Source organism: Kitasatospora sp. DSM 101779 (genome assembly GCF_025655475.1).
Lineage (GTDB): Bacteria > Actinomycetota > Actinomycetes > Streptomycetales > Streptomycetaceae > Kitasatospora.
The window spans coordinates 953,982-974,621 of record NZ_JAHTIK010000001.1; the positions used below are offsets into that span (position 1 = coordinate 953,982).

Here is a 20,640-nt window from a genome sequence, read left to right on the forward strand (position 1 = left end):
GCCAGCCATGCCGTTGAGCAGTGCGGATACCGGAGATCGGGCCCGACGGCCCGTCAGGTGGGGGTGCCGTGACACGGCACCGCGGAGGGACACTGGAGCGGGACGGGAGGAGGGCGCGGCGATGGTCGAGCGCATGGCCGGGGCGGACGGTGTCGAACTGTGCACGGAGTCCTTCGGCGACCCGGCGGATCCCGCCGTGCTGCTCGTCATGGGCGCCGGAGCCTCGATGCTCTGGTGGGAGGAGGGCTTCTGCCGGATGCTCGCCGGAGGCGGGCGCTTGGTGATCCGGTACGACCACCGCGACACCGGCCGCTCGACCTCCTACCCGCCGGGGCGTCCCGGGTACACCGGCGCCGACCTGGTCGACGACGCCGCACGGGTGCTCGACGGCTACGGGATCCCGGCCGCGCACGTGGCCGGCGTCTCGGCCGGCGGGGCGCTGGCCCAGCTGCTGGCGCTCGGCGCGCCGGACCGCGTCCTCTCCCTCGTCCTGATCAGCACCTCCTCCGCCGTGCCCGACGACCGGGAGCTGCCCGCGCCGACGGAGGAGTTCATGCGCTTCGCCTCGGCCGACGGCCCCGACCCCTCGGACACCGAGGCGGTGGTCGCCCACCAGGTCGCCTACGCCCGCCTGCTCGCCGGGGGCCGGCGCCCGTTCGACGAGTCCGCCGCCCGCGACCTGGTCCGTCGCGAGGTCGAACGCGCCCGCGACGTCGCCGCGGCCCGCAACCACGACACACTGGCGGAGGGCGAGCACCCGCGGACTCCCCTGTCCTCGATCGCCGTCCCCGTGCTGGTGGTCCACGGGACGGCCGACCCGATGTTCCCGCTCGCACACGGCGAGGCGCTCGCGGAGCGGATCCCCGGGGCGCGGCTCCTGACCCTGGCGGACGCCGGGCACGGCGTCGACCGCGCCGACTGGCCGGCGGTCGTCCGCGCCGTCCTCGACCACACGGCCGCGGGGGAACGCCCTGGCGGGTGAGCGCCTCGGGCCCGGCGCTCAGGACCGGAGGAACTCCAGGACCGCCAGCACCCGCCGGTGCGTCTCCTCGGCCCGGGGCAGGTCCACCACGGTGCCGCCGGACGCCACCGCGTACGGCACCCCGACCGGGCCCGGCGCCAGCAGCAGGGGCAACCCGACCAGCAGGACGGCGAGCACTCCGGCGACCGTCCCCGCCGGCAGCAGCCCCGCACGGAGCAGCGGTCTGCCGTCCGTGGACGCCTGCGGCTACCCCAGTTGGTCGCGGCGCCGGGTGAGGTAGGCGGTCTCGGCGGTGTTCCCCGCCAGCTCGACGGCCCTGTCGTAGGCGGCGCGCGACGCCTGACGGCGACCCAGCCTGCGCAGCAGGTCCGCGCGGGTCGCGTGGAAGGCGTGGTAGCCGGCCAACGCGTCCGCCAGCCGGTCGACGGCCGCCAGTGCCACCTCCGGGCCGTCGAGTTCGGCGATCGCGACGGCCCGGTTGAGGACGACGATCGGCGAGGGGTCGAGGCGTACGAGCTGGTCGTAGAGGGCGACGACCTGCGACCAGTCGGTGTCGGCCACGTGGCGGGCCGAGGTGTGCACGGCGTTGATCGCTGCGAGGACCTGGTAGCGCCCGGGAGCCGCACCGGTGGCCAGCCGCTCGCGCACCAGCCGGTGGCCCTCGGCGATCAGCGCCGTGTCCCAGTCCCCGCGGTCCTGCTCGCCGAGGGCGACCAGCTCGCCGCTCGGAGTGACCCGGGCGGTGCGGCGGGCGTCGGTGAGCAGCATCAGCGCCAGCAACCCGGCCACCTCGCCGTCCTCCGGCAGGAGGGCACGGACCAGACGGGTGAGCCGGATCGCCTCCGCGGTCAGCTCGTGGCGTACGGGATCGGTGTCGGGGCCGGTCGCCAGGTAGCCCTCGTTGAAGACGAGAAAGAGCACGGCGAGCACGGCGGAGACGCGTCCCGGGAGATCCTCCGCGGAGGGCACCCGGTAGGGGATGCGAGCCGCTTTGATCTTGGCCTTCGCGCGGGTGATCCGCTGCCCCATGGCGCTCTCCTGCACCAGGAAGGCACGGGCGATCTCGGCCACGGTCAGACCACCGACCATCCGCAGCGTCAGTGCCACGCGGGTGCCCGGCGCCAGCGCCGGGTGACAGCAGGTGAAGATCAGCCGGAGCCGCTCGTCGTCGATCGGGCCGAGCGGCTCGGGCGGTTCGCCGTACGACACCTGAGCCTCCATCTGCTTGGCGTCACGCTTGTTCTCGCGCCGGATCCGGTCGATGGCCTTGCGGTTGGCGGTGGTGGTCAGCCACGCGCCGGGGTTGGGCGGGACGCCGTCGGCCGGCCACCGCTCGACGGCGGTGGCGAACGCCTCGGCCGCCGCCTCCTCGGCGGTGTCGAGGTCACCGAAGCGTCGGGCCAGGGCGGCGACCAGCCGGGCCCACTCCTCGTGGTGGGCCCGGGTGATCGCCTCTCGGACGTCGGTCGCGCTCACAGGACCGGCCGCACCTCGACCTTCCGGTTGCAGGCCTTCGAGCCCTCGGCCGCCAGCTTGAGCGCCACGTCGAGGTCGGCTGCCTCGACGATCCAGAACCCGACGAGGTACTCCTTCGACTCCACGAAGGGTCCGTCGGTGAACAGCGCCTCCTCACCACGGTTGTCGATCACGGTGGCGGTGTCGGGCCCCCCGAGGCCGGCGGCGAAGACCCAGTGGCCCTCGGCCTGGAGCCGGTCGTTGAACACGTCGATCGCAGCCATCTCGTCCGCGGTGGCGAGGGCGTCGCTGTCGTGGATCACGGAGAACAGGTACTGCATCGCGAACCATCTCCTGCGCTTCGGGGACGCCCCTCACGGGCGACCGCTCACTCCTTCTACGAACGCCTCCACCCCGATCCGACACCGCCGTCCGACATTTCTCCGGGGAGTGTCCGGTACGCCGGGGACGGGCGGCCCGGGACCGACGGTATCCCGTCCGCCGCACACCGACCCCGGACCGCCCCCGGCCTGCGCCGGCGTGTGTCTTCAAGGGCGATCGGGCAGCCCCAAGGGGCGCGGGACCCCTGAATCAACCACCCTGCTGCCCTCACGGAAACATGCGCCAGCGGCGGGTGAGGGTGACGCCGTCGGGGAGGGCGGTGCGCTCGGCGCGCCGAAGGCGGTCGGGTCGAAGGCGCCGTCGACGCCCGGGCTTCCGGCGCCGGCGAGCTTCCCGCCGCCGCAGAGCCGGATGTCCAGGCCGCTGCTCTCCTCCTTCTTGAGCTCCCGGGCGAGGGCGGCCGGGTCGCCCGGGACGACGGTGACGGTCGGGTCGGTGTCCGGCGCGAGTGTGCCGGACACCACGTACCGGCGCAGGTGCGCGGACGGGCTCGCCTCGGGCGCAGACTGCGCCTCGACGGCAGGGAGAGGACCTCCGGCACCATCGGCCGAACCGGCGGACGACCGCGGTCATCACCGGTCCGACTCAACCCGCCGGGCTGCACGCGGGCCGATCGTGGCGAAGACGGCGGACGAGCCGGCTGCCGCGCTCACGGCCGGGTCGGCGGGCACCGGCCGAGAACCTCGAACACCGGCTGCCCCACGGCCCCACGACGGCGCGGCCCGATCCCCCCGACCGGTGGCCGGAGGTCACTGGGTGTCGAGGCTGCGGGCGGCGTCGGTGAGGGCGGTCAGGACGGGGGCGATCAGCGGGTGGTGTTCGGCGCCGGCGCGGACGGCGGCGAAGACCTTGCGGGTGGCGAGTTCGGTGTCCACCGGGCGGACGGCCACCGCGGAGAGGTCGGCGCCGGGCAGGGCCGAACGCGGGACGAGGGCGACCCCGGCACCCGCCGAGGCGAGCGCGACCACGGCCCGGAAGTCGTCCGAGGAGTGCAGCAGCCGGGGCTGGAACCCGGCGTGCTCGCAGGCGAGCAGCACCACGTCGTGGCAGGGGTTGCCGGGGTAGGGGCCGATCCACGGCTCGGCGGCCAGGTCGGCGACCGCGACCGGGCCCTCGCCCGCCGCCAGCGGGTGGCCGAGCGGCAGCACGGCGCGGAAGGGCTCGGCGTACAGGGGAACGCGGGTCAGCCGCTGGTCGTCTGCGCGCGGCGCACCGCGGTACTCGACGGCGACGGCGATGTCGGCCTGGCCGTCCAGCAGCATCGGCAGGCTGGCGTCTCCCTCGGCGTCGAGGACCTTCAGCCGGACGCCGGGGGCCGTGCCGGCGAGTTCGGTGATCGCGGGGGCCAGTACGAGTGCGATGCCGGTGGCGAACGCGGCGACGGTGACCTCTCCGGCGACGCCCGCGCTGTAGGCGGCGAGGTCGGCCTCGGCACGTTCCAGCTGGGCGAGCACCGCGTCCGCGTGGCCGAGCAGGATCTCGCCGGCCGCGGTGAGCCGCACTCCCCGGCCGTCCCTGGCGAGCAGGTGGTGGCCGGTCTCCTGCTCCAGCGCGGCGAGCTGCTGGGAGACGGCGGAGGGGGTGAGGTATAGCGCGGCCGCGGCGGCCGTCACGGTGCGGTGGTCGGCCACGGCCCGCAGGGTCCGCAGCCGTCGTGCGTCGATCACGGCTCAATTCTGCCAGCGGCGCGGAGCCCGCCGTTCCGCACCCCGGGAACCCCTTGGCAGGACCCCGACCGCCCGCGTCAGGGGTCCCGGCGGCGTTCCACGTGCTCGGCGCTCGGGGCGGGCGGTGCCGGGCCCCGGGCGCGGTTGAGGTCCACCGACGTGCCCGGGCCCACCGTGGGCGTCGGGTGCCCGCCGGGCCGGGGGCGGCCGGACCAGGCCCGGACCCGGGCCGCCAGCACGGGCGACCGGTCCACCATCCGCCGGCCGGTGAGGACGTACTGGAACAGGCAGCCGGCGAGGACGACGGCCACCCCGCCGACCGCGTCGAGCAGCCAGTGGTTGGCGGTGGCGACCACCACGAAAAGGGTGAGCAGCGGGTAGACCACCGCCACCGCCCACACCCAGCGCCGCCGCGTCGCGGCGATCACCGCCGCCGCGCACCAGAACGCCCAGGCGCAGTGCAGCGAGGGCATCGCCGCGAACTGGTTGGTGAGGGCGGTCAGCGCGCCCAGCGGCGAGCCGTCGGGCCCGCCGAACGGGGAGTCGCGCAGGCCGAGGCCGGGGGTGAGCCGGGGCGGGGCCAGCGGGTACCCCCAGAAGCCGAGCAGGGCCAGGCCGGTCGCGGTGAAGAGCACCGTGCGGCTGGTGCGGTAGCGGCGCGGGTGGCGCAGGTAGAGCCAGCCGAGCACCGCCAGCGGCCCGATCAGGTGGAACGTCTTGTAGTACTGCAGCGAGAGGTCGAGCATGCCGCGGGTGTGCAGCACCCAGCCGTTGACGGCCCGCTCGACGTCGATCCGCAGGAACCGCTCCACCCCGTAGATGTCGCGGGCGTGCTCGACGGCGGCCTCGATCCGGTTCGGCGCGGCGTTGCGGATCTTGGTGTAGATGCCGTAGCCGACCTGGATGAACAGCAGCTCCATCAGCAGGTTGGGCCGGCTGACCGGGCGCAGTGTGGCGGGCAGCAGGGGCAGCCGTCGGCGGCCGAAAGGGTGGTGCGGGGTGGGTGCGGGTGTGCGGTGCAGCGTCCAGAGCGGGTCGGTGGTGCTTCGGAAGGACAGCAGGGCAGCGGCCGCGGCTGCGGTGAGCGGGGCGGCGCCGCGCAGCAGGAAGGTGGTCACCGGTTCGATCTGCGGGTCGAGCATGCTGCTGGACAGCAGGGCGACGGTGACGGCGACCACCGGCCACAGGGCGCGGTCCTCGGGGCGGCGGCCGAGCCGGCCGACCGCGGCGGCGAGCAGCCAGCCGAAGGCGGCGGGCCCGGTGAGCGGGGAGACCACCACGGCCGCGCAGCCGACCACGCCGGTGGCGAGCAGGTGCTGTCCGTCCGCGGTGTACGCCAGGCCGCGGCGGATTGCCAGCGTGCCGACGAGGACGGCGGCGGCCAGGCAGACGGCGGCGAGCAGCGGGCCGCGCAGGCCGAGCCGGAGCAGCAGGCCGTACGCCGACTGGTTGTCGGGCCCGACGGCGAGCAGCGGGTCGATCAGCTGCCGCCAGCCGCGGGCGGTCTCCAGCGGGCGGGCGGCCCAGGCGGCGGTGTTCAGGGCGAGCGCGAGGACGAGGGCGTTGAGGGCCCGCCGCCGGTCCCTCCGGCAGACGAGCAGGACGGCGAAGAGGGCGAGCGCGGGTTCGAGGGCGATCGCGGTGCCGAGGGCGAGTCCTTCGGGCGGGCGGGTGCGCGGCAGCATCTCGGCGAGGGCGAGCGTGACGGCGGCGAGGCCGAGGACGGCGTCGACGGGCTGGCCGCGCAGGTCGGCGCTGAGCAGCAGGGCGCCGGCGGCGGTGCTGCCGACCGCGCCGGGGTGGGGCAGGCCGGGCGGCGGGTCGCGGGCGAGCAGCAGGCCGGCGGCGAGGACGGAGGCGAGTGCGACGGCCAGCAGGACGGCGCGGGTGCCGATCGCGTACCAGCCGCCGAGGCCGGTCGCGGCGAGGTCGGCGACCGGGCTCGGGCGGCCGACGGGCTCGGCCAGGGTGTTCCAGGTGACCGGCGCGCAGACGGCCAGCACGATCAGGGTGGTGGCAGCGGCCACCAGGCGGGCGGCGGAGGGGACGCGGGGCCTGGGCAGCGGCAGGGCGGGCACCGGTGGCATCCCTGCTCCTCTCGCCGCGTGAGCCGGCCGGCTGGCCGGTACCGCGGGAGTGGCTGCGGTCCGGTGGCCGGTCCTACCTTGCGACTGTCCAGCGGCGGCGGCCGGTACGCATCCCGTGGGGTGCCGCCCGGGTGGCAGCGGGCCGCGCGGGGCCGGGAACGCCGAGGAGAAACGCCGCCGGCCCGGCTGGGGAAGGCCGGGCCGACGGCGGAGCGGGGCCGGGGGCTGCCCCGCAGGGGCGCGGTGAGGGTAGGGCCGCGCCCCGCGGTGGTGGTCGGATCGGGGCCGGGGCCCCGGGGTGCTACTTGCCCATCGCCGCGCGGGCGTCGACGAAGGCGGCGACGGCGCGCTCGACGTCCTCGGTGGAGTGGGCGGCCGACAGCTGCACGCGGATGCGGGCCTGGCCGTGCGGCACGACCGGGTAGGAGAAGCCGATCACGTACACGCCGCGCTCCAGCAGCAGTTCGGCCAGCCGGCCGGCTTCGGCGGCGTCGCCGATCATGACCGGGGCGATGGCGTGCTCGCCCGGCAGGATCTCGAAGCCGGCCTCGGTCATCTTGGTGCGGAACAGGTGGGTGTTGGCGGCCAGGCGCTCGCGCAGGTCGCCGGACTGCTCCAGCAGGTCGAGCACGGTCAGCGAGGCCGCCGCGATCACCGGGGCGAGCGAGTTGGAGAACAGGTACGGGCGGGAGCGCTGGCGCAGCAGGGCGACGATCTCGCGGCGGGCGGCGACGTAGCCGCCGGAGGCGCCGCCGAGGGCCTTGCCGAGGGTGCCGGTGATGATGTCGACGCGGTCCATCACGCCGTGCAGCTCGGGGGTGCCGCGGCCGGTCGGGCCGACGAAGCCCACGGCGTGCGAGTCGTCGACCATGACCATCGCGTCGTAGCGGTCGGCGAGGTCGCAGATCTCGCGTAGCGGGGCGATGTAGCCGTCCATGGAGAACACGCCGTCGGTGACGATCAGGCGGCGGCGGGCGTCCTGGGTGGCCTTGAGCTGCTGCTCGAGGTCGGCGAGGTCGCGGTTGGCGTAGCGGTGGCGGCGGGCCTTGGAGAGGCGGATGCCGTCGATGATGGAGGCGTGGTTGAGGGCGTCCGAGATGACGGCGTCGCGCTCGTCCAGCAGGGTCTCGAAGACGCCGCCGTTGGCGTCGAAGCAGGAGGAGTAGAGGATCGTGTCCTCCTGGCCGAGGAAGTGCGAGAGGCGCTCCTCGAGCTGCTTGTGCACGTCCTGGGTGCCGCAGATGAAGCGGACGGAGGCCATGCCGTAGCCCCACCGGTCCAGGGCGTCCTTGGCGGCGGCGACCACGGCGGGGTGGTCGGCGAGGCCGAGGTAGTTGTTGGCGCAGAAGTTCAGCACCTCGCCGGGGCGGCCGCCCGCGGTGACGGTGACGGCGGCGTTCTGCGGGCTGCCGATGACCCGCTCGGGCTTGAAGAGGCCGGCCTCGCGGATCTCGTCGAGGGTGGCGGCGAGGTCTTCGCGCACGTTGTCGAACACGGGTGGTGTCTCCCTGGATGGAGGTTCGCTGACGGGGTGCCGGACGGTCGGGTCGGTCGCTCCGGGCGGTCGCCCGGTGCGGGACCGTCCGGCACGGGGCGGTGCGGGGCTGACGGTACGGGGCTGGACGGTGGTGCGGGGCCGACCGGCGCGGGCGGTGCGCTCTCAGGCGGTCCAGTCGAGGATGATCTTGCCGCAGTTGCCGCTCGCGGCCTCGTCGAAGGCCTCGGCGAAGTCCGCGGCGGGGTAGCGGCCGGTGATCACCGGGGTGAGGTCCAGGCCGCCCTCCAGCAGGACGGACATCGCGTACCAGGTCTCGAACATCTCGCGGCCGTAGATGCCCTTGATGGTGATCATCGAGGTGACGATCGACGCCCAGTCCACCGGGAACTCGTCGGCGGGCAGGCCCAGCATGGCGATCTTGCCGCCGTGCGTCATGTTGGCGATCATCGAGCGCATCGCCTCGGGGCGGCCGGACATCTCCAGGCCGACGTCGAAGCCCTCGCGCAGGCCCAGCTGCTGCTGGCCCTCCTCGACGGTGTGCTGCGAGACGTCCAGCGCCAGGGTGACGCCGACCTTGCGGGCGAGGTCCAGCCGGTACGGCGAGACATCGGTGATCATCACGTTGCGGGCGCCGGCGTGCCGGGCGACGGCGGCGGCCATGATGCCGATCGGACCGGCGCCGGTGATCAGCACGTCCTCGCCGACCAGCGGGAAGGACAGCGCGGTGTGCACCGCGTTGCCGAACGGGTCGAAGATCGCCGCGACGTCCAGGTCCACCGGCACCCGGTGCACCCACACGTTGGAGGCGGGCAGCGCCACGTACTCGGCGAAGGCGCCGTCGCGGCCCACGCCGAGGCCCACGGTGTTGCGGCACAGGTGGCGGCGGCCGGCCAGGCAGTTGCGGCACTTGCCGCAGACCAGGTGGCCCTCGCCGCTGACCAGGTCGCCCACCTCGACGTCGGCGACGGCGGCACCGATCGCGGCGACCTCGCCGACGAACTCGTGGCCGATGGTCAGCGGGGTCTTGATGGTCTGCTGCGCCCAGCCGTCCCAGGAGCGGATGTGCAGGTCGGTGCCGCAGATGCCGGTGCGCAGCACCTTGATCAGCACGTCCCCGGGGCCGATCTCCGGCATGGGGACGTCCATCAGCCAGAGACCCGGCTCGGCCTGGTGCTTGACGAGTGCCTTCACGGCGCGCGCTCCTGGGGGAGGGTGGAACGGAAGCCCGGCGGTGCAACCCCTGCCTCGCCGGGCACAGTGAAATCTGCCGCGTCGGAGCAGGTCCGGTCCATCGAGGAATTCTTAAGGGCGGTCGCAGCTGGGCTGAACGATCGTCCCCGAGCACCGGCCGCCGGGCATCCCGGCCACCCCCGCGGCGTGCCGATCGCCACCCGTACGGGCTACCCGCGCGGCCGCGGGCCCCGGGTATCGTCTGCCTGCGGACCGTCGGCCCGGGATCGTCGGCAAGGGGAGGAACACGGCGTGGACAGCGCGGAGCGGACCGGCCTCGACCCGGCGGGGACGGCCGTGCAGGTGCCTGGGGTGCGGAACTTCCGCGACGCGGGCGGGGTCGGCGGGCTGCGGCGCGGCGTGCTGTACCGCTCGGGGGCGCTGCACCGGCTGCCGCCCGAGGGGGCGCGCCGGCTGGCGGACCTGGGCGTGCGGACGGTCGTCGACCTGCGGAGCGTCCCCGAGGTGGCGGAGCGGCCGGACGACCGCCGCGGTCTTCCGGTGGACCACTGGCACCTGCCGGTCTTCACCGAGCAGCGGTGGCCGGCCGAGCAGGCCGAGCTCTACCCGGCCATGGCGGAGCACGCGGGCCCGGTCGCGGCCTCGCTCGTCCGCCGACTGGCCCGGCCCGGGACACTGCCCGTCCTCGTCCACTGCGCGTCCGGCAAGGACCGCACCGGGGTGGTGGTGGCCGTGCTGCAGAGCCTGCTGGGAGCATCCGAGGCGGAGATCACCGCGGACTTCCTGCGGTCCAACGCCGCGCTCGGCCTGTCCGAGGAGACGGCCGGCCCGGGCCACAACTCCCGTCCGGTCGCCGCCGCCCACCTGCGCCGGGCGATGCTCCGGATCCGCAGCCACCACGGCTCGGTCGCCGACTACCTGCTGGCGCACGGCGCCGGAGAGGAGCACCTGTCGGCGGTGCGCGCCGCTCTCGGTGCCCAGGAACCTGTCGGTGGCCGGCGGCAGGACCGGCGTCATGCCGATTGCCCATGACCGGATCGCCCGGCACCCCTTCCCGCGCGCCCTGTACGCGGACGCCTACCCCGACGCCGTCGTCGACCGCGGGCGCGAGGTCCTGCTGCGGTCGTGCGAGCGGATCGAGGCCGAGCGGCCGTCCGACCTGACCGCGCGCTACCTCCTCACCAACGCCGCCACCGAGGAGTTCAACGTGGTGCAGGAGGCGTTCGAGGCCGCCGGCAGCGAGATCGAGACGGTCGCACGGGAGGAGATCGCCGAGGACTTCGTCTTCGTCGCGGCCGCCTACGGCTTCCCGGACGCGAACGTCGAGGAGCTGATCGCCGCACGGGACCGGTGACTGCACGCCGCCCGTCCGGCCACCCACCACCGGTACTGGCGCTCCTGTCAGACAGGGGAGTTGACGCGGGGGGTGACGATCGCGGGTCGTCGGGGGCCGGGGTCGCACTGCCGGCTCCGGGACCGGTCGGGACGGCGGTCTTGCGCGGTGACGGCCACGGCAGTCGGCCGCGACGCCGGTCGGGTGGTCGTCCGGGAGAACAGCCCGGTGTCACCGGACGTTGGGCGGATCGGTGACGATCCGGCAGCACTGGAGGAGTACCTGCGGACGCACCCGGTGACGCCGCTGACGGGCGAGCACCGCACGCGGTAGCGGCGTTGCCCGGATCCGCGCCGGTCTGCAGACGGCAGGCGGCGCCCGCCACGTCCGCGTCGGTGCACAGCACGTCACTCGTGCAGGGGAGTTGGCGATGCGGGCGGCACGGGTTGGGGGCCGGGAGTCAGCGGAGGATGTCCGACAGGTCGTAGGAGACCGGCTCCTCCAGCTGCTCGTAGCCGCAGTCGGCCGGTTCGCGGTCGGGCCGCCAGCGGCGGAACTGGGTGGTGTGCCGGAAGCGGGAGCCCTCCATGTGGTCGTACGCGACCTCGACGACCCGGTCGGGGCGCAGCGGCACCCAGGAGAGGTCCTTGGTGCCCGTCCAACGACTGACGGCGCCGGGCAGCCGGGAGGAGGCCTGGGCGCTCTCGTCGGCCCAGGCGGCCCAGGGGTGGCCGGTGAGGTCGTCGAGCCGCAGCGGGGCCAGTTCCTCGACCAGTTCGCGTCGGCGGGCCATCGGGAAGGAGGCGCAGACGCCGACGTGCTGCAGGTGCCCGTCGGCGTCGTAGAGGCCGAGCAGCAGCGAGCCGACGACCGGTCCGCTCTTGTGCTCGCGGTAGCCGGCGAGCACGCAGTCGGCCGTCCGCTGGTGCTTGATCTTGAAGAGGGTGCGCTCGCCGGGTGCGTACGGCCCGTCCAGCGGTTTCGCGACCACGCCGTCCAGCCCGGCGCCCTCGTACTGGGCGAACCAGGTCCGCGCGAGGTCGATGTCGGTGGCGGCGGGCGCCAGGTGGATGGGGGCGGAGGCGTCGGCCAGCGCGGCCTCCAGGGCGCTGCGTCGCTCGGCGAGCGGGCGGTCGGCGAGGGCCGTGTCGTCCAGGGCGAGCAGGTCGAAGGCGACGAACGAGGCGGGAGTGCGTTCGGCGAGGGTGCGGACCCGGGAGGCCGCGGGATGGATACGCTCCAGGAGTTCCTCGAAGCGCAGCCGGCCCTCACGGGCGATCACGATCTCGCCGTCGACCACGCAGCGGGCCGGCAGTTCCCGGCGGAAGGCCTCCACCAGTTCGGGGAAGTACCGGGTGAGCGTCTTGGTGGTGCGGCTGCCGATCTCGACCTCGTCGCCGTCGCGGAAGACGATCGCGCGGAAGCCGTCCCACTTGGCCTCGTACTGCATGCCGGGCGGGATCTCGGCCACCGACTTGGCGAGCATCGGCTGCACCGGCGGCATCACGGGAAGGTCCATGCTCCGATCGTCGCCGCACGTCGCACGGCCCGCGCGCCGGATGCGGGGGGCCCGCCTAGCGTGGGAGTCATGGTCTCGACAGCGGTTGAACTGGAGGTGGACGGCCGGCCGGTCCGGCTCTCCAACCCCGACAAGGTCTACTATCCGGCGCGCGGCTTCACCAAGCGGGACGTCGCCGAGTACTACCTGGCGGTGGCGCCGGGCGTGCTGCGCGGGCTGCGGGACCGGCCGACCACCCTGCAGCGGTTCCCCGACGGCGTCGAGGGCGAGTTCTTCTACCAGAAGCGGGCGCCCAAGGGCCTGCCGGAGTGGCTGCCGACCGCCCGGATCGCCTTCCCGAGCGGCCGCAGCGCCGACGAGATCTGCCCGAACGAGCCGGCCGCGGTGCTCTGGGCCGCCAACCTCGGCTGTCTGACCTTCCACCCCTGGCCGGTGCGCCGCGCCGACACCGAGCACCCGGACGAGCTGCGGATCGACCTCGACCCGCAGCCGGGCACCGACTTCCACGACGCGGTGAACGCCGCGCACGAGCTGCGCGCCCTGCTGGAGGAGCTGGGGCTGCGCGGCTGGCCGAAGACCTCGGGCGGGCGCGGGCTGCACGTCTACGTGCCGGTCGAGCCGCGCTGGACGTTCACCGACTGCCGGCACGCGGTGATCGCGCTCGGCCGGGAGCTGGAGCGCCGGATGCCCGGGCGGGTGACCACCGCGTGGTGGAAGGAGGAGCGCGGCGAGCGGATCTTCGTGGACTACAACCAGATGGCCCGCGACCGGACGATCGCCTCCCCGTACTCGCTGCGCGCCCGGGCCGAGGCCACCGCCTCCGCGCCACTGCGCTGGGAGGAGCTCGACGAGGTCGTCCCGCAGGACTTCGACCTGCGGACACTGCCCGCGCGGTTCGCCGAACTCGGCGACCTGCACGCCGACATGGACGACTTCGCCTTCGACCTGGAGCCGCTGCTGGAGCTGTTCGCGCAGCAGGACGCCGGCGACCTGCCCTACCCGCCGGACCATCCGAAGATGCCGGGCGAGCCGATGCGGGTGCAGCCCAGCCGGGCGAAGAAGGGCTGAGCACGGGGACGGGCAGCGGGCCCGACCGGGCAGGAACCGTCGGGAACCGTCGGGTCCGGTCGATCGCCGCCGGTTCCGAACGCCGCCCCTCCGCCGCCCCACCGCGTGGCTACGCTCGCGCACCTGACACCGCTTCGGGTGACACCGCTTCGGCAGGGGACGGCGAGATGGGCGAGACCACGACGTGCGGCAAGTGCGCCACCAAGGGGCCGCGGCGGCCCTGCCCGGCCTGCGGCGACCGGGGCTGACGAGCCGGTGGACGCGTACGAGGAGTTGCTGGCGCTGGCCCGCGGCACCGCCCGGACGCTGCTGGCGCAGGGCGTCGCGCCGCGGTCGTTCCGTGACGACGAGGGCGCCGTGGTGGACGGCTGGGTGGTGGACCGGCTTCCCGCCTGGGACCGCGGCGGCGCCGCGCTGCAGACGCGCCGAACGGAGGTGCGCAGCAGTTGTGCACTCGTCCTCGACGTGAACGGGCGGTTCCACCGCTACCGGGACAGCTCGCTGCGGATACCCGGTGCAGGCGGCCGGACGGTGGTCACCCGCCGGCTGGAGCTGTCGCCGGCCAGCGCGCGGACGCTGGTCGCGCTCGGACCGGGCCGGCCCTTCGACCAGGTGACCGCGCTGCTGGAGCAGTTGCCGTGGACGGCCGTGCCGCGCCGGCCCGCCGCCCGCCCGCAGCCGGTGGCCGCCCCGCCGCCACCGCCTCCGGCGTTGCCCTCCTGGGCCCGGCGGCCGGATCCGGTCCCGGCCGCCGCCCCGGCGGCCGATCCCGGGCGGCCCGCCACGGTCACCGGGGCGCTGGTCGGCTTCGCCGGTGGGTGCATCTGTGCGGCCGCGGCCAGCCTTGCCTGCACGGCCCTGCTGGGCAACGCCGCCCTGGCGGTCGGCCTGACCGCAGCCGCTCTGTGTGTGACGACCGGCACCGCGCTCGGGGCCGTCCGTGGCGGGCCCGGTGCCGGGTCCGACTGCCGGGTCGAGCGACGAGGCGTCAGGTGAGCGGCCGCCCGGCCGGGCCGGTGACCGCCCAGATGTCCGCGCGCAGGAACAGGTCGTCGGGCCGGGTCAGCTGCACCAGCTCCTCGGGCGGCCGGACGCCCCGCGCCACGGCCGTCACATAGGCCTTGGCCTGGGCGATGCCCAGCTGCGGGTAGCGGCGGCGCAGGCGCTGCATCGCCGCGACCGGCCCGGCGGACTGCGCCGCGTCGCGGATCTCCGTCACCAGCGGGTCGTCGTCCGTCCCTCCTCTGGCCGTCCGGCGGTAGAACGTCTCCCAGTCCTCGTCCAGGGAGGTGGCGCGGACGAAGTGCAGGCTCCCGTCCTGCCGGTCCACCAGGTACGGGCCGGTGCCGGCGTAGCGGACGAGCGTGTCGCTGTGGGGCGACCGCTCCACCCCCTGCCAGAAGACCAGCCAGCCGACGGCGTGCTCCTCCACCCGGCCCACGGCGTACTCGACCAGGTGTGTCATCCACGGTTGGGCCAGCCGGTCCAGGACCAACTGGGCCTCGACCAGCTCGACCGCACGCTCCTCGGTGATCACCGTCCCAGTGTCTCCTGCCCGGCAACCGGATTTTCGCTGGTCCGGATTTTCACTGGTCCGACCGGGCCCGGAGGGCGGCGAGGAGGGTGTCCGGGGTCCAGCGGCCGAGGGCGCCGGGGCGGCTGCTGAGGTAGGCGGCGGCGCGCGGGGCGGACCAGCCGTGGGACTCGGCGAGGCCGGTGGCGAGGTGGCGCAGGTAGCCGGCGGAGGGGCGGCTGAGCGGCGCCTCGCTGCTGCGGCCGGCGGCGGTGAAGGTGACCACGGGGTGGCCGTCCAGGGTGCCCGGGCAGAGCAGGGTCTCGTAGCGGCCCGGGCCGAGGGTGGCGCGGCCGTCGCGGAGGGCGGCGGCCAGACCGGGGGCGGCCCGCGCGCGGGGAGTGCGGTGCATCTCCTGCGCGGCGACGTCGAGCAGTTGGTCCAGGGTCAGCAGGTAGCCGCGGGCGGGCAGTTCTCCGTCGTCCTGTGCGTCGAGGAAGGCCATGCCGCCGCCCCAGACCAGGGACTCCCGGGCGAAGTAGAGCCGGCCGGGCAGCACCAGCGGCAGGTCCGCGGCGGGCGGGCGCGGGTCCCGGCAGCCGGGGTAGCCGCGGGTGGTGCCGGGCGGGCTGCCGCCCACGAGGTAGGCGTGCAGTCGGGCCCTGCGCATGTTGGAGCCGTACGCGGCGTACCAGACCGGGCGGGCCAGGTCGACCGGGTCGGCCGGGTCCACCAGCCCTGCGGGGTCGAGGAGTTCGGGCGGCCGGAGGAGGTGCGGGCGGGGCCGGCGCGGTACGGGGGTGCCCATGCCCGATGATGCGCGGGCCGGAGCCGTGCCCGGCCCCGGCCCGCCGCGCGGCGCTCCGGCTTCACCCGTCCGGCGGGCGCGGCCGACCCTGCTCGGCCGGGGCGGCACACCCCGATCGCGAGGTAAAGAATCTTTGACACGAGGTATGGTCTGCTTTACCTTGATGGCATGGCAACCGAAGAGAAGCGGGCCTGGATCATGGTCCTGGTCACGCTCTGCAGCTATGCCGCCTACGCGGCCGTCGTCCTGGGTCGCGCCGGCTCCGGGCCGCTCGCCGCGACGCCGTACCGGGCGGCCCTGCTCTGGAGCGTCGGCCTCGCGATCGCGGCGTCGATCGTGCTGCACATCACGGTGTCGCTCGCCTCGAAGGAGAGCGGCCGCCGGAAGGACCAGCGGGACCGCGAGATCCACCGGTTCGGCGAGTACGTCGGCCAGTCCTTCCTGGTGATCGGCGGGGTGGCCGCGCTCGTCCTCGCCATGGCCAGGGCCGACCACTTCTGGATCGCCAATGCGGCGTACCTGGCGTTCGTCCTCTCGGCCCTGCTCGGCTCGGCCGCGAAGATCGTCGCCTACCGGCGGGGTTTCGGCCCGTGGTGAAGCCGACCAAGGTCACCAACAGCATCCGCGCGCTCCGGTTCGCCCACGGGGAGATGACCCAGGCGGCACTGGCCGAACGGATCGGCGTGACCCGACAGACCGTCATCGCCATCGAGCAGGGCCGGTACTCGCCCTCGCTGGAGATGGCTTTCCAGATCGCCCGGGTGTTTCGCGTCGCACTCGACGACGTCTTCCAGTACCCGGAATCCAAGGGGGAGGCACAGTGAAGGCCGTTGTGCAGGACAGGTACGGCGAGGCAGAGGTGCTGCAGCTCCGGGAGACGGAGCGGCCGCGGCCGGGGGCGGGCGAAGTCCTCGTCCGGGTGCGCGCGGCCGGTGTCGACCCCGGCGTCTGGCACCTGATGGCGGGTCTCCCCTACCCCGTACGGCTCGCCTCGGGCCTGCGGACCCCGCGCAACCCCGTCCGCGGCCTGGACGCCGCCGGGGTCGTCGAGGAGGTCGGCGGCAACGTCACCGCCTTCCGGCCCGGTGACGAGGTGTTCGGGGTCTGCGCGGGGTCCTTCGCCGAGTACGCCCTCGCCAGGCCCGGACGGCTCGCGCCCAAGCCCGCCGGGCTGAGCTTCGAACAGGCCGCGGCGCTGCCGATCTCCGGCTGCACCGCACTGCAGGCCCTGCGCGACACCGGCGGGCTGCGGGCCGGGCAGCACGTCCTGGTCATCGGCGCGGCCGGCGGCGTCGGCTCTTACGCGGTGCAGTTGGCCAAGGCCCTCGGCGCCGACGTCACCGGGGTGTGCAGCACCGGCAAGACCGAACTCGTCCGCTCGCTCGGCGCCGACCGGGTGCTCGACCACACCCGCGAGGAGATCACCGAGGGCGGGCACCGCTACGACCTCGTCCTCGACACCGCGGGCAACCGGCCGCTCACGCTGCTCCGGCAGGCCCTCACCCCTCGCGGCACCCTGGTCATCGTGGGCGGCGAGGCCGACGGCAAGTGGTTCCAGGGCCTCGACCGGCAGTTGCGGGCCGTCGCGCTCTCGCCCTTCCTCGGGCAGCGACTGCGCACACTCGTCGGGCAGACCCGGACGGAGGACCTGCGCCACCTCGCCGATGCCGTGGCGGACGGCCGGCTGGTGCCGCTCCTCGACCGCGGCTACCCGCTGGCACAGGCCGCGGACGCGGTCCGGCACGTGCACGCAGGGCACGCCCGGGGCAAGGTCGTGCTCACCGTGTGAGCACTCGTGCCGGCGGTCCCGCACAGAGCCCCGTCGAGCGGGTCCGAAACGACCTCGACCGGCATCTTCGTGCGACGGAGTTCCGGCGTCGGGGAAGGCGTCATGGTGACGTCCATTGGGCTGATCACGGTGGTGGCGGCCGGGATGTCGGGATGTCAGGATGACCTGCCGATCGCCGTTCGGGGAGGAAGACATGCGGCAGCGACTCAATCTGATCCTGCTCGGTGTGCGCGATGTCGCCGCCTCGGTCGCCTTCTACCAGGCGCTGGGCTGGCGAAGGTCCACGGCGGGCTCGGACGGGTTCGCACTGTTCGAACTGGGTGGGGTCGCGATCGCGTTCCAGTCCCGGGCGGCCTTCGCAGCCGACACCCGTCTGCCCGACCGGGAGCCTGGCGGCTTCGCCGGCTTCGCCCTGGCGTATGTGGCCCGCAGCGCCGAGGAGGTGTACGAGGTCATGGCCAAGGCCGCCGAACTGGGCGCCACGGTCACCCGCCCGGCCGGCCCGAACCCCTGGGGACACAGCGGGTACTTCACCGATCCCGACGGCCACCTGTTCGAGGTGCTGTACGAGGACGGTTGGATCTTCGACGAACACGACGATCTGGTGCTCTGACCGCATGTCCTTGATCCCCTCGGGCATCGAGCCGGTGCGCGACCCACGAACCGACGGGTACCCGCCCCGGCTGACCACGACCCGCCGGCCGCCCTCGCGACGCCGTACCCCGGCCATGCCCCAGCAGCTCTGACGCCCGTTCTCCTGCCGCCGGGGTTCAACGGTCCGGGGCGAGGAGGGCGTCGACGATCAGGCGGGCGACCGCCGCGGGCTGTTCCACCATCACCAGGTGGCCACTGTCCTCGACCGTCTCCAGGGTGACGGAGCGGCAGGCCCCCAGCGCGGCGCGCTCGTCGTCGGTGAGCCCGACCTCGTCCCGGTCGCCGCGCACCACCCACGCCCGGACACCCGCGTCGCACAACCGCGGGACCAGCGAACCGTGCCGGTCCAGGTAGGCGAAGTACTCGGTCAGCGCCCGGCGGCAGAAGGACGCCGAGTTCCGCTTCAGGTCGGCGACGAGCGGCTCGCGCCGCGGCTCCGGCATGCTGTCCGCCAGCACCTTCGGCACCAGCCACAGCATCGCCGGCCAGACCGCCGCGCCGAGACCGGGCACCCGGCCGAGCCTCGTCGCGACCGCCAGCGCCCTGGACTCGTCCGGCCGCGAGAAGGTCGGCGAGAGCAGCACCACCGGCCCGGCGAAGTGCCCACCACCGACCATCTCCAGCGCGATGTTGGCGCCGATGCTGTGGCCGACCACGGCCGTGCAGCCGTACTCGGCCGCGAAGGAGCCGGTGATCGCCGCGTAGTTCTCCATCGACACGTCCCGCGGTGCGACCGTCCCGGCATGGCCCGGGACGGTCGCCGCCACCAGCCGGACCGGTGCGCCGGCGAGCGGCTCTGCCGCCATCAGGTCCTCGTAGAAGGCCGTACTGCACATCCCACCGGGCAGCAGCAGCACCCGGTGCGGGGCGTCCGCCGGCCCCGACTCCCGGACGTCCCAGGCATGGAACTGTGCGGCACCGGCCACGGCTCGGCCCTCCGTCTCGCTCGACCACCGAAGTCTCCCGCGCCGCCGTCCGCAGCCCGCCGACCCTGGGCCGAACGCGGCATGTCGGCCCGGCCGGGGCACCGGCCGATCAGTCCAGGAGCGGGAGCAGCAGGTCGGCGGGCCAGGCGCGCTGTTCGGGGGTGTCGGGGACGGTGAGGCCGCGGGCCCGCCGGACGGCGGCCCAGGCGGTCTCGGGCGGGGTGCCGCCGAGGACGAGGAGGGAGACCGCGAGCAGGGAGGAGCGGCCGATGCCCGCCCGGCAGTGCGTCACCACGTGGGCGCCGTCGCGCAGGCGGGCGGTGAGGCGACGGAGGGTCGGCAGCACGGCGGCCGGGTCGGGGACCGTCCGGTCGCGGATCGGGAGGGACACGAACTCCAGTCCGGCGGCAGTCGCGAGTGCGGGCTCGGCGGTGAGGCCGAGTTCGTCGAGTTCGTCCGGGGTGAGGGCGCAGACGAGCACGTCGGCGCCGGCGGCGGCCAGCGCGGCCGTCTCGCCGGGCAGCCAGTCGTGGCCGCGCGGGCGGGCCATGGTGCTCAGCCGCCCCGGGCCGGGCAGGTCGATCGTGAACAGGGAAACGCGCACGGCGGCACCGCATTTCGCTCGGAAGGTGTGGGCCCCGGGTCGGACGTCGGGCGGCGCTCGGAGACCTGACGGAACGTCGAGGGAGCGGAGCGCCCGCGCTACGGCCACGGGATGCCGGTCAGCGTACCGCGCGGCCGGAGAGCGCGGCGGTCCGGGCAGCACGATGGGCCGGCGTCAGGAAGGTCAGACCGGGGCGGCCGCCAGGGCGGCGCGGAGCCAGTCGTGGGCGGCTCCGAGGGTGGGGGTGAACGGGTCGGCGAGTTCACCGGCGAGCTGCCAGTAGCGGTCCATGACGGGGTGCGCGAGGGCGTCCAGCTCCTGGGCGAGCCGACGGCGGAACAGCGGGGTGTCCCGGTCGCCGTGGGCGCCCGCGTACGCCGCGACGAAGCAGTCGAGTGCCTCGCCCGGCTGCGGTGCGCCTCCACCGCGGAGCGCCGGGGCGGCCAGCTCGTACGCCTCACCGAGGCCGTCGTAGAGCACGGCCGGGCGGTAGGTGCGGCCGTCCGCCGGGGGCCGGGGCGGCGCATCGGCGCCGCCCCCGGGGCAGGGCATGGTGGCGAGGGCGTGCAGCCGGGCGAAGGCCAGCACCTCGGCCGGCCGCGGCTCGGCGGGCGGTTGCGGCACCGCCGCGTCGACGATCCACCTGACCTGCCGCGCGGACAGCCCGCCGGGCAGGACCCGCCGCCAGTAGCGGGCCAGCGCGGTGGTGTCGGGCGGGGTGGTCACCGCGCCGATCAGCCGCAGCCGGTCGGTGCGCTCCTCGGCGGTGCAGTCGCGCAGCAGCCGCAGCGCGGCCTCCCGCCAGCGCAGCGCGGCGAGTTGCGTGCCGAGCTCCTTCAACTGCCGGGCGACGGCGTCCTCCAGTGCGTCGGCCTGGGTGTCCTCCCGCCGGAGGACGCGGTCGATCTCCGGGACGGGCAGGTCGAGGGCGCGCATCGAGCGGATCAGCCGCAGCCGGTCGAGCGCCTCCGGCCCGTACCTGCGGTGGCCGCCGGTGCTGCGGCCGGCCTCCGGCAGCAGACCGCGGTCGGAGTAGAAGCGGACGGTCTTCACGGTGACGCCCGCCCGTTCGGCGAGCTCCCCGATGCTCCACAGATCGGCCGGGACCACGACTTGAACCTCCCTCAGGGGGAGTTCCTACCGT

23 protein-coding genes are annotated in these 20,640 nt (G+C 74.8%); 9 read left to right on the top strand and 14 right to left on the bottom strand.

Annotated elements, in window-relative coordinates:
- Positions 1 to 121 precede the first annotated feature (121 nt).
- Positions 122 to 982: an alpha/beta fold hydrolase gene (locus tag KSNIM_RS04495; protein WP_263101909.1), complete on the top strand. Its 861-nt coding sequence runs from the start codon at positions 122 to 124 to the stop codon at positions 980 to 982.
- Positions 983 to 1,000: 18 nt separating this feature from the next.
- On the opposite strand, the gene KSNIM_RS04500 is transcribed toward KSNIM_RS04495, so the two are convergent.
- From KSNIM_RS04500 to tdh, 8 genes are all read right to left on the bottom strand, one after another.
- Entirely contained in the window at positions 1,001 to 1,159 is a 159-nt protein-coding gene (locus KSNIM_RS04500) for a hypothetical protein (RefSeq protein WP_263101910.1), read from the bottom strand.
- Between the two features lie 69 nt (positions 1,160 to 1,228).
- On the bottom strand, positions 1,229 to 2,458 hold the full coding sequence (locus KSNIM_RS04505) for an RNA polymerase sigma factor (protein ID WP_263101911.1): 1,230 nt from the start codon (positions 2,456 to 2,458) through the stop codon (positions 1,229 to 1,231).
- Entirely contained in the window at positions 2,455 to 2,778 is a 324-nt protein-coding gene (locus KSNIM_RS04510; protein ID WP_263101912.1) for a YciI family protein, read from the bottom strand. Before KSNIM_RS04510 ends, KSNIM_RS04505 begins: the two co-directional genes overlap by 4 nt.
- A gap of 207 nt (positions 2,779 to 2,985) precedes the next feature.
- Complete coding sequence (locus KSNIM_RS04515; RefSeq protein ID WP_263101913.1) at positions 2,986 to 3,300, bottom strand: hypothetical protein; 315 nt, start codon at positions 3,298 to 3,300, stop codon at positions 2,986 to 2,988.
- 288 nt (positions 3,301 to 3,588) lie between these two features.
- Positions 3,589 to 4,506, bottom strand: a complete 918-nt coding sequence (locus KSNIM_RS04520) for a LysR family transcriptional regulator (RefSeq protein WP_263101914.1) — start codon at positions 4,504 to 4,506, stop codon at positions 3,589 to 3,591.
- Positions 4,507 to 4,583: 77 nt separating this feature from the next.
- Complete coding sequence (locus KSNIM_RS04525) at positions 4,584 to 6,593, bottom strand: phosphatase PAP2 family protein (RefSeq protein ID WP_263101915.1); 2,010 nt, start codon at positions 6,591 to 6,593, stop codon at positions 4,584 to 4,586.
- 301 nt (positions 6,594 to 6,894) lie between these two features.
- Positions 6,895 to 8,088, bottom strand: coding sequence for a glycine C-acetyltransferase (locus tag KSNIM_RS04530; RefSeq protein WP_263101916.1), 1,194 nt, complete (start codon positions 8,086 to 8,088; stop codon positions 6,895 to 6,897).
- Positions 8,089 to 8,253: 165 nt separating this feature from the next.
- Positions 8,254 to 9,282 (bottom strand): L-threonine 3-dehydrogenase, encoded by a 1,029-nt coding sequence (gene tdh / locus KSNIM_RS04535; protein WP_263101917.1) that lies wholly within the window; start codon positions 9,280 to 9,282, stop codon positions 8,254 to 8,256.
- Between the two features lie 291 nt (positions 9,283 to 9,573).
- Here tdh and KSNIM_RS04540 point away from each other — a divergent pair, with 291 nt between their 5' ends.
- Together KSNIM_RS04540 and KSNIM_RS04545 are read left to right on the top strand one after the other, a co-directional pair.
- The gene (locus KSNIM_RS04540) at positions 9,574 to 10,314 is read left to right on the top strand and encodes a tyrosine-protein phosphatase (protein ID WP_263101918.1); all 741 of its coding nucleotides are present in this window, start codon (positions 9,574 to 9,576) and stop codon (positions 10,312 to 10,314) included.
- Positions 10,298 to 10,636, top strand: a complete 339-nt coding sequence (locus KSNIM_RS04545; RefSeq protein WP_263101920.1) for a DUF5713 family protein — start codon at positions 10,298 to 10,300, stop codon at positions 10,634 to 10,636. The genes KSNIM_RS04540 and KSNIM_RS04545 overlap by 17 nt, the downstream gene beginning before the upstream one ends.
- 439 nt (positions 10,637 to 11,075) lie before the next feature.
- Here KSNIM_RS04545 and KSNIM_RS04550 read toward each other — a convergent pair whose 3' ends face one another.
- Positions 11,076 to 12,134 carry an ATP-dependent DNA ligase gene (locus tag KSNIM_RS04550; protein ID WP_263101921.1) on the bottom strand — a complete coding sequence of 353 codons (1,059 nt, stop codon included), beginning with the start codon at positions 12,132 to 12,134 and terminating at the stop codon, positions 11,076 to 11,078.
- Between the two features lie 69 nt (positions 12,135 to 12,203).
- Between KSNIM_RS04550 and ligD the strand changes: the two genes are divergently transcribed.
- Positions 12,204 to 13,202: a non-homologous end-joining DNA ligase gene (gene ligD, locus KSNIM_RS04555; protein ID WP_263101922.1), complete on the top strand. Its 999-nt coding sequence runs from the start codon at positions 12,204 to 12,206 to the stop codon at positions 13,200 to 13,202.
- 255 nt (positions 13,203 to 13,457) lie between these two features.
- Positions 13,458 to 14,198 carry a hypothetical protein gene (locus KSNIM_RS04560; RefSeq protein ID WP_263101923.1) on the top strand — a complete coding sequence of 247 codons (741 nt, stop codon included), beginning with the start codon at positions 13,458 to 13,460 and terminating at the stop codon, positions 14,196 to 14,198.
- Here KSNIM_RS04560 and KSNIM_RS04565 read toward each other — a convergent pair.
- Both KSNIM_RS04565 and KSNIM_RS04570 read right to left on the bottom strand, forming a co-directional pair.
- Positions 14,191 to 14,739: a YrhB family protein gene (locus KSNIM_RS04565; protein WP_263101924.1), complete on the bottom strand. Its 549-nt coding sequence runs from the start codon at positions 14,737 to 14,739 to the stop codon at positions 14,191 to 14,193. The genes KSNIM_RS04560 and KSNIM_RS04565 overlap by 8 nt on opposite strands.
- A gap of 49 nt (positions 14,740 to 14,788) precedes the next feature.
- Positions 14,789 to 15,523: a histone deacetylase gene (locus KSNIM_RS04570; RefSeq protein ID WP_263101925.1), complete on the bottom strand. Its 735-nt coding sequence runs from the start codon at positions 15,521 to 15,523 to the stop codon at positions 14,789 to 14,791.
- Between the two features lie 168 nt (positions 15,524 to 15,691).
- Here KSNIM_RS04570 and KSNIM_RS04575 point away from each other — a divergent pair, with 168 nt between their 5' ends.
- The 4 genes from KSNIM_RS04575 (at position 15,692) to KSNIM_RS04590 (ending at position 17,925) form a co-directional block, all read left to right on the top strand.
- A complete protein-coding gene (locus tag KSNIM_RS04575; protein WP_263101926.1) occupies positions 15,692 to 16,120 on the top strand; it encodes a hypothetical protein in 429 nt (142 codons plus the stop codon).
- Positions 16,121 to 16,143: 23 nt separating this feature from the next.
- On the top strand, positions 16,144 to 16,347 hold the full coding sequence (locus KSNIM_RS04580) for a helix-turn-helix transcriptional regulator (protein ID WP_317634103.1): 204 nt from the start codon (positions 16,144 to 16,146) through the stop codon (positions 16,345 to 16,347).
- Entirely contained in the window at positions 16,344 to 17,312 is a 969-nt protein-coding gene (locus tag KSNIM_RS04585) for an NAD(P)-dependent alcohol dehydrogenase (protein ID WP_263101928.1), read from the top strand. The genes KSNIM_RS04580 and KSNIM_RS04585 overlap by 4 nt, the downstream gene beginning before the upstream one ends.
- A gap of 193 nt (positions 17,313 to 17,505) precedes the next feature.
- Positions 17,506 to 17,925, top strand: coding sequence for a VOC family protein (locus KSNIM_RS04590; protein ID WP_263101929.1), 420 nt, complete (start codon positions 17,506 to 17,508; stop codon positions 17,923 to 17,925).
- A 157-nt stretch (positions 17,926 to 18,082) separates the two neighbouring features.
- Here KSNIM_RS04590 and KSNIM_RS04595 read toward each other — a convergent pair whose 3' ends face one another.
- The 3 genes from KSNIM_RS04595 to KSNIM_RS04605 form a co-directional block, all read right to left on the bottom strand.
- Positions 18,083 to 18,892: an alpha/beta fold hydrolase gene (locus KSNIM_RS04595; RefSeq protein ID WP_263101930.1), complete on the bottom strand. Its 810-nt coding sequence runs from the start codon at positions 18,890 to 18,892 to the stop codon at positions 18,083 to 18,085.
- Between the two features lie 109 nt (positions 18,893 to 19,001).
- Positions 19,002 to 19,496, bottom strand: a complete 495-nt coding sequence (locus KSNIM_RS04600; RefSeq protein ID WP_263101931.1) for a tyrosine protein phosphatase — start codon at positions 19,494 to 19,496, stop codon at positions 19,002 to 19,004.
- 183 nt (positions 19,497 to 19,679) lie between these two features.
- The gene (locus tag KSNIM_RS04605) at positions 19,680 to 20,606 is read right to left on the bottom strand and encodes a MerR family transcriptional regulator (RefSeq protein WP_263101932.1); all 927 of its coding nucleotides are present in this window, start codon (positions 20,604 to 20,606) and stop codon (positions 19,680 to 19,682) included.
- Between the last annotated feature and the right edge of the window lie 34 nt (positions 20,607 to 20,640).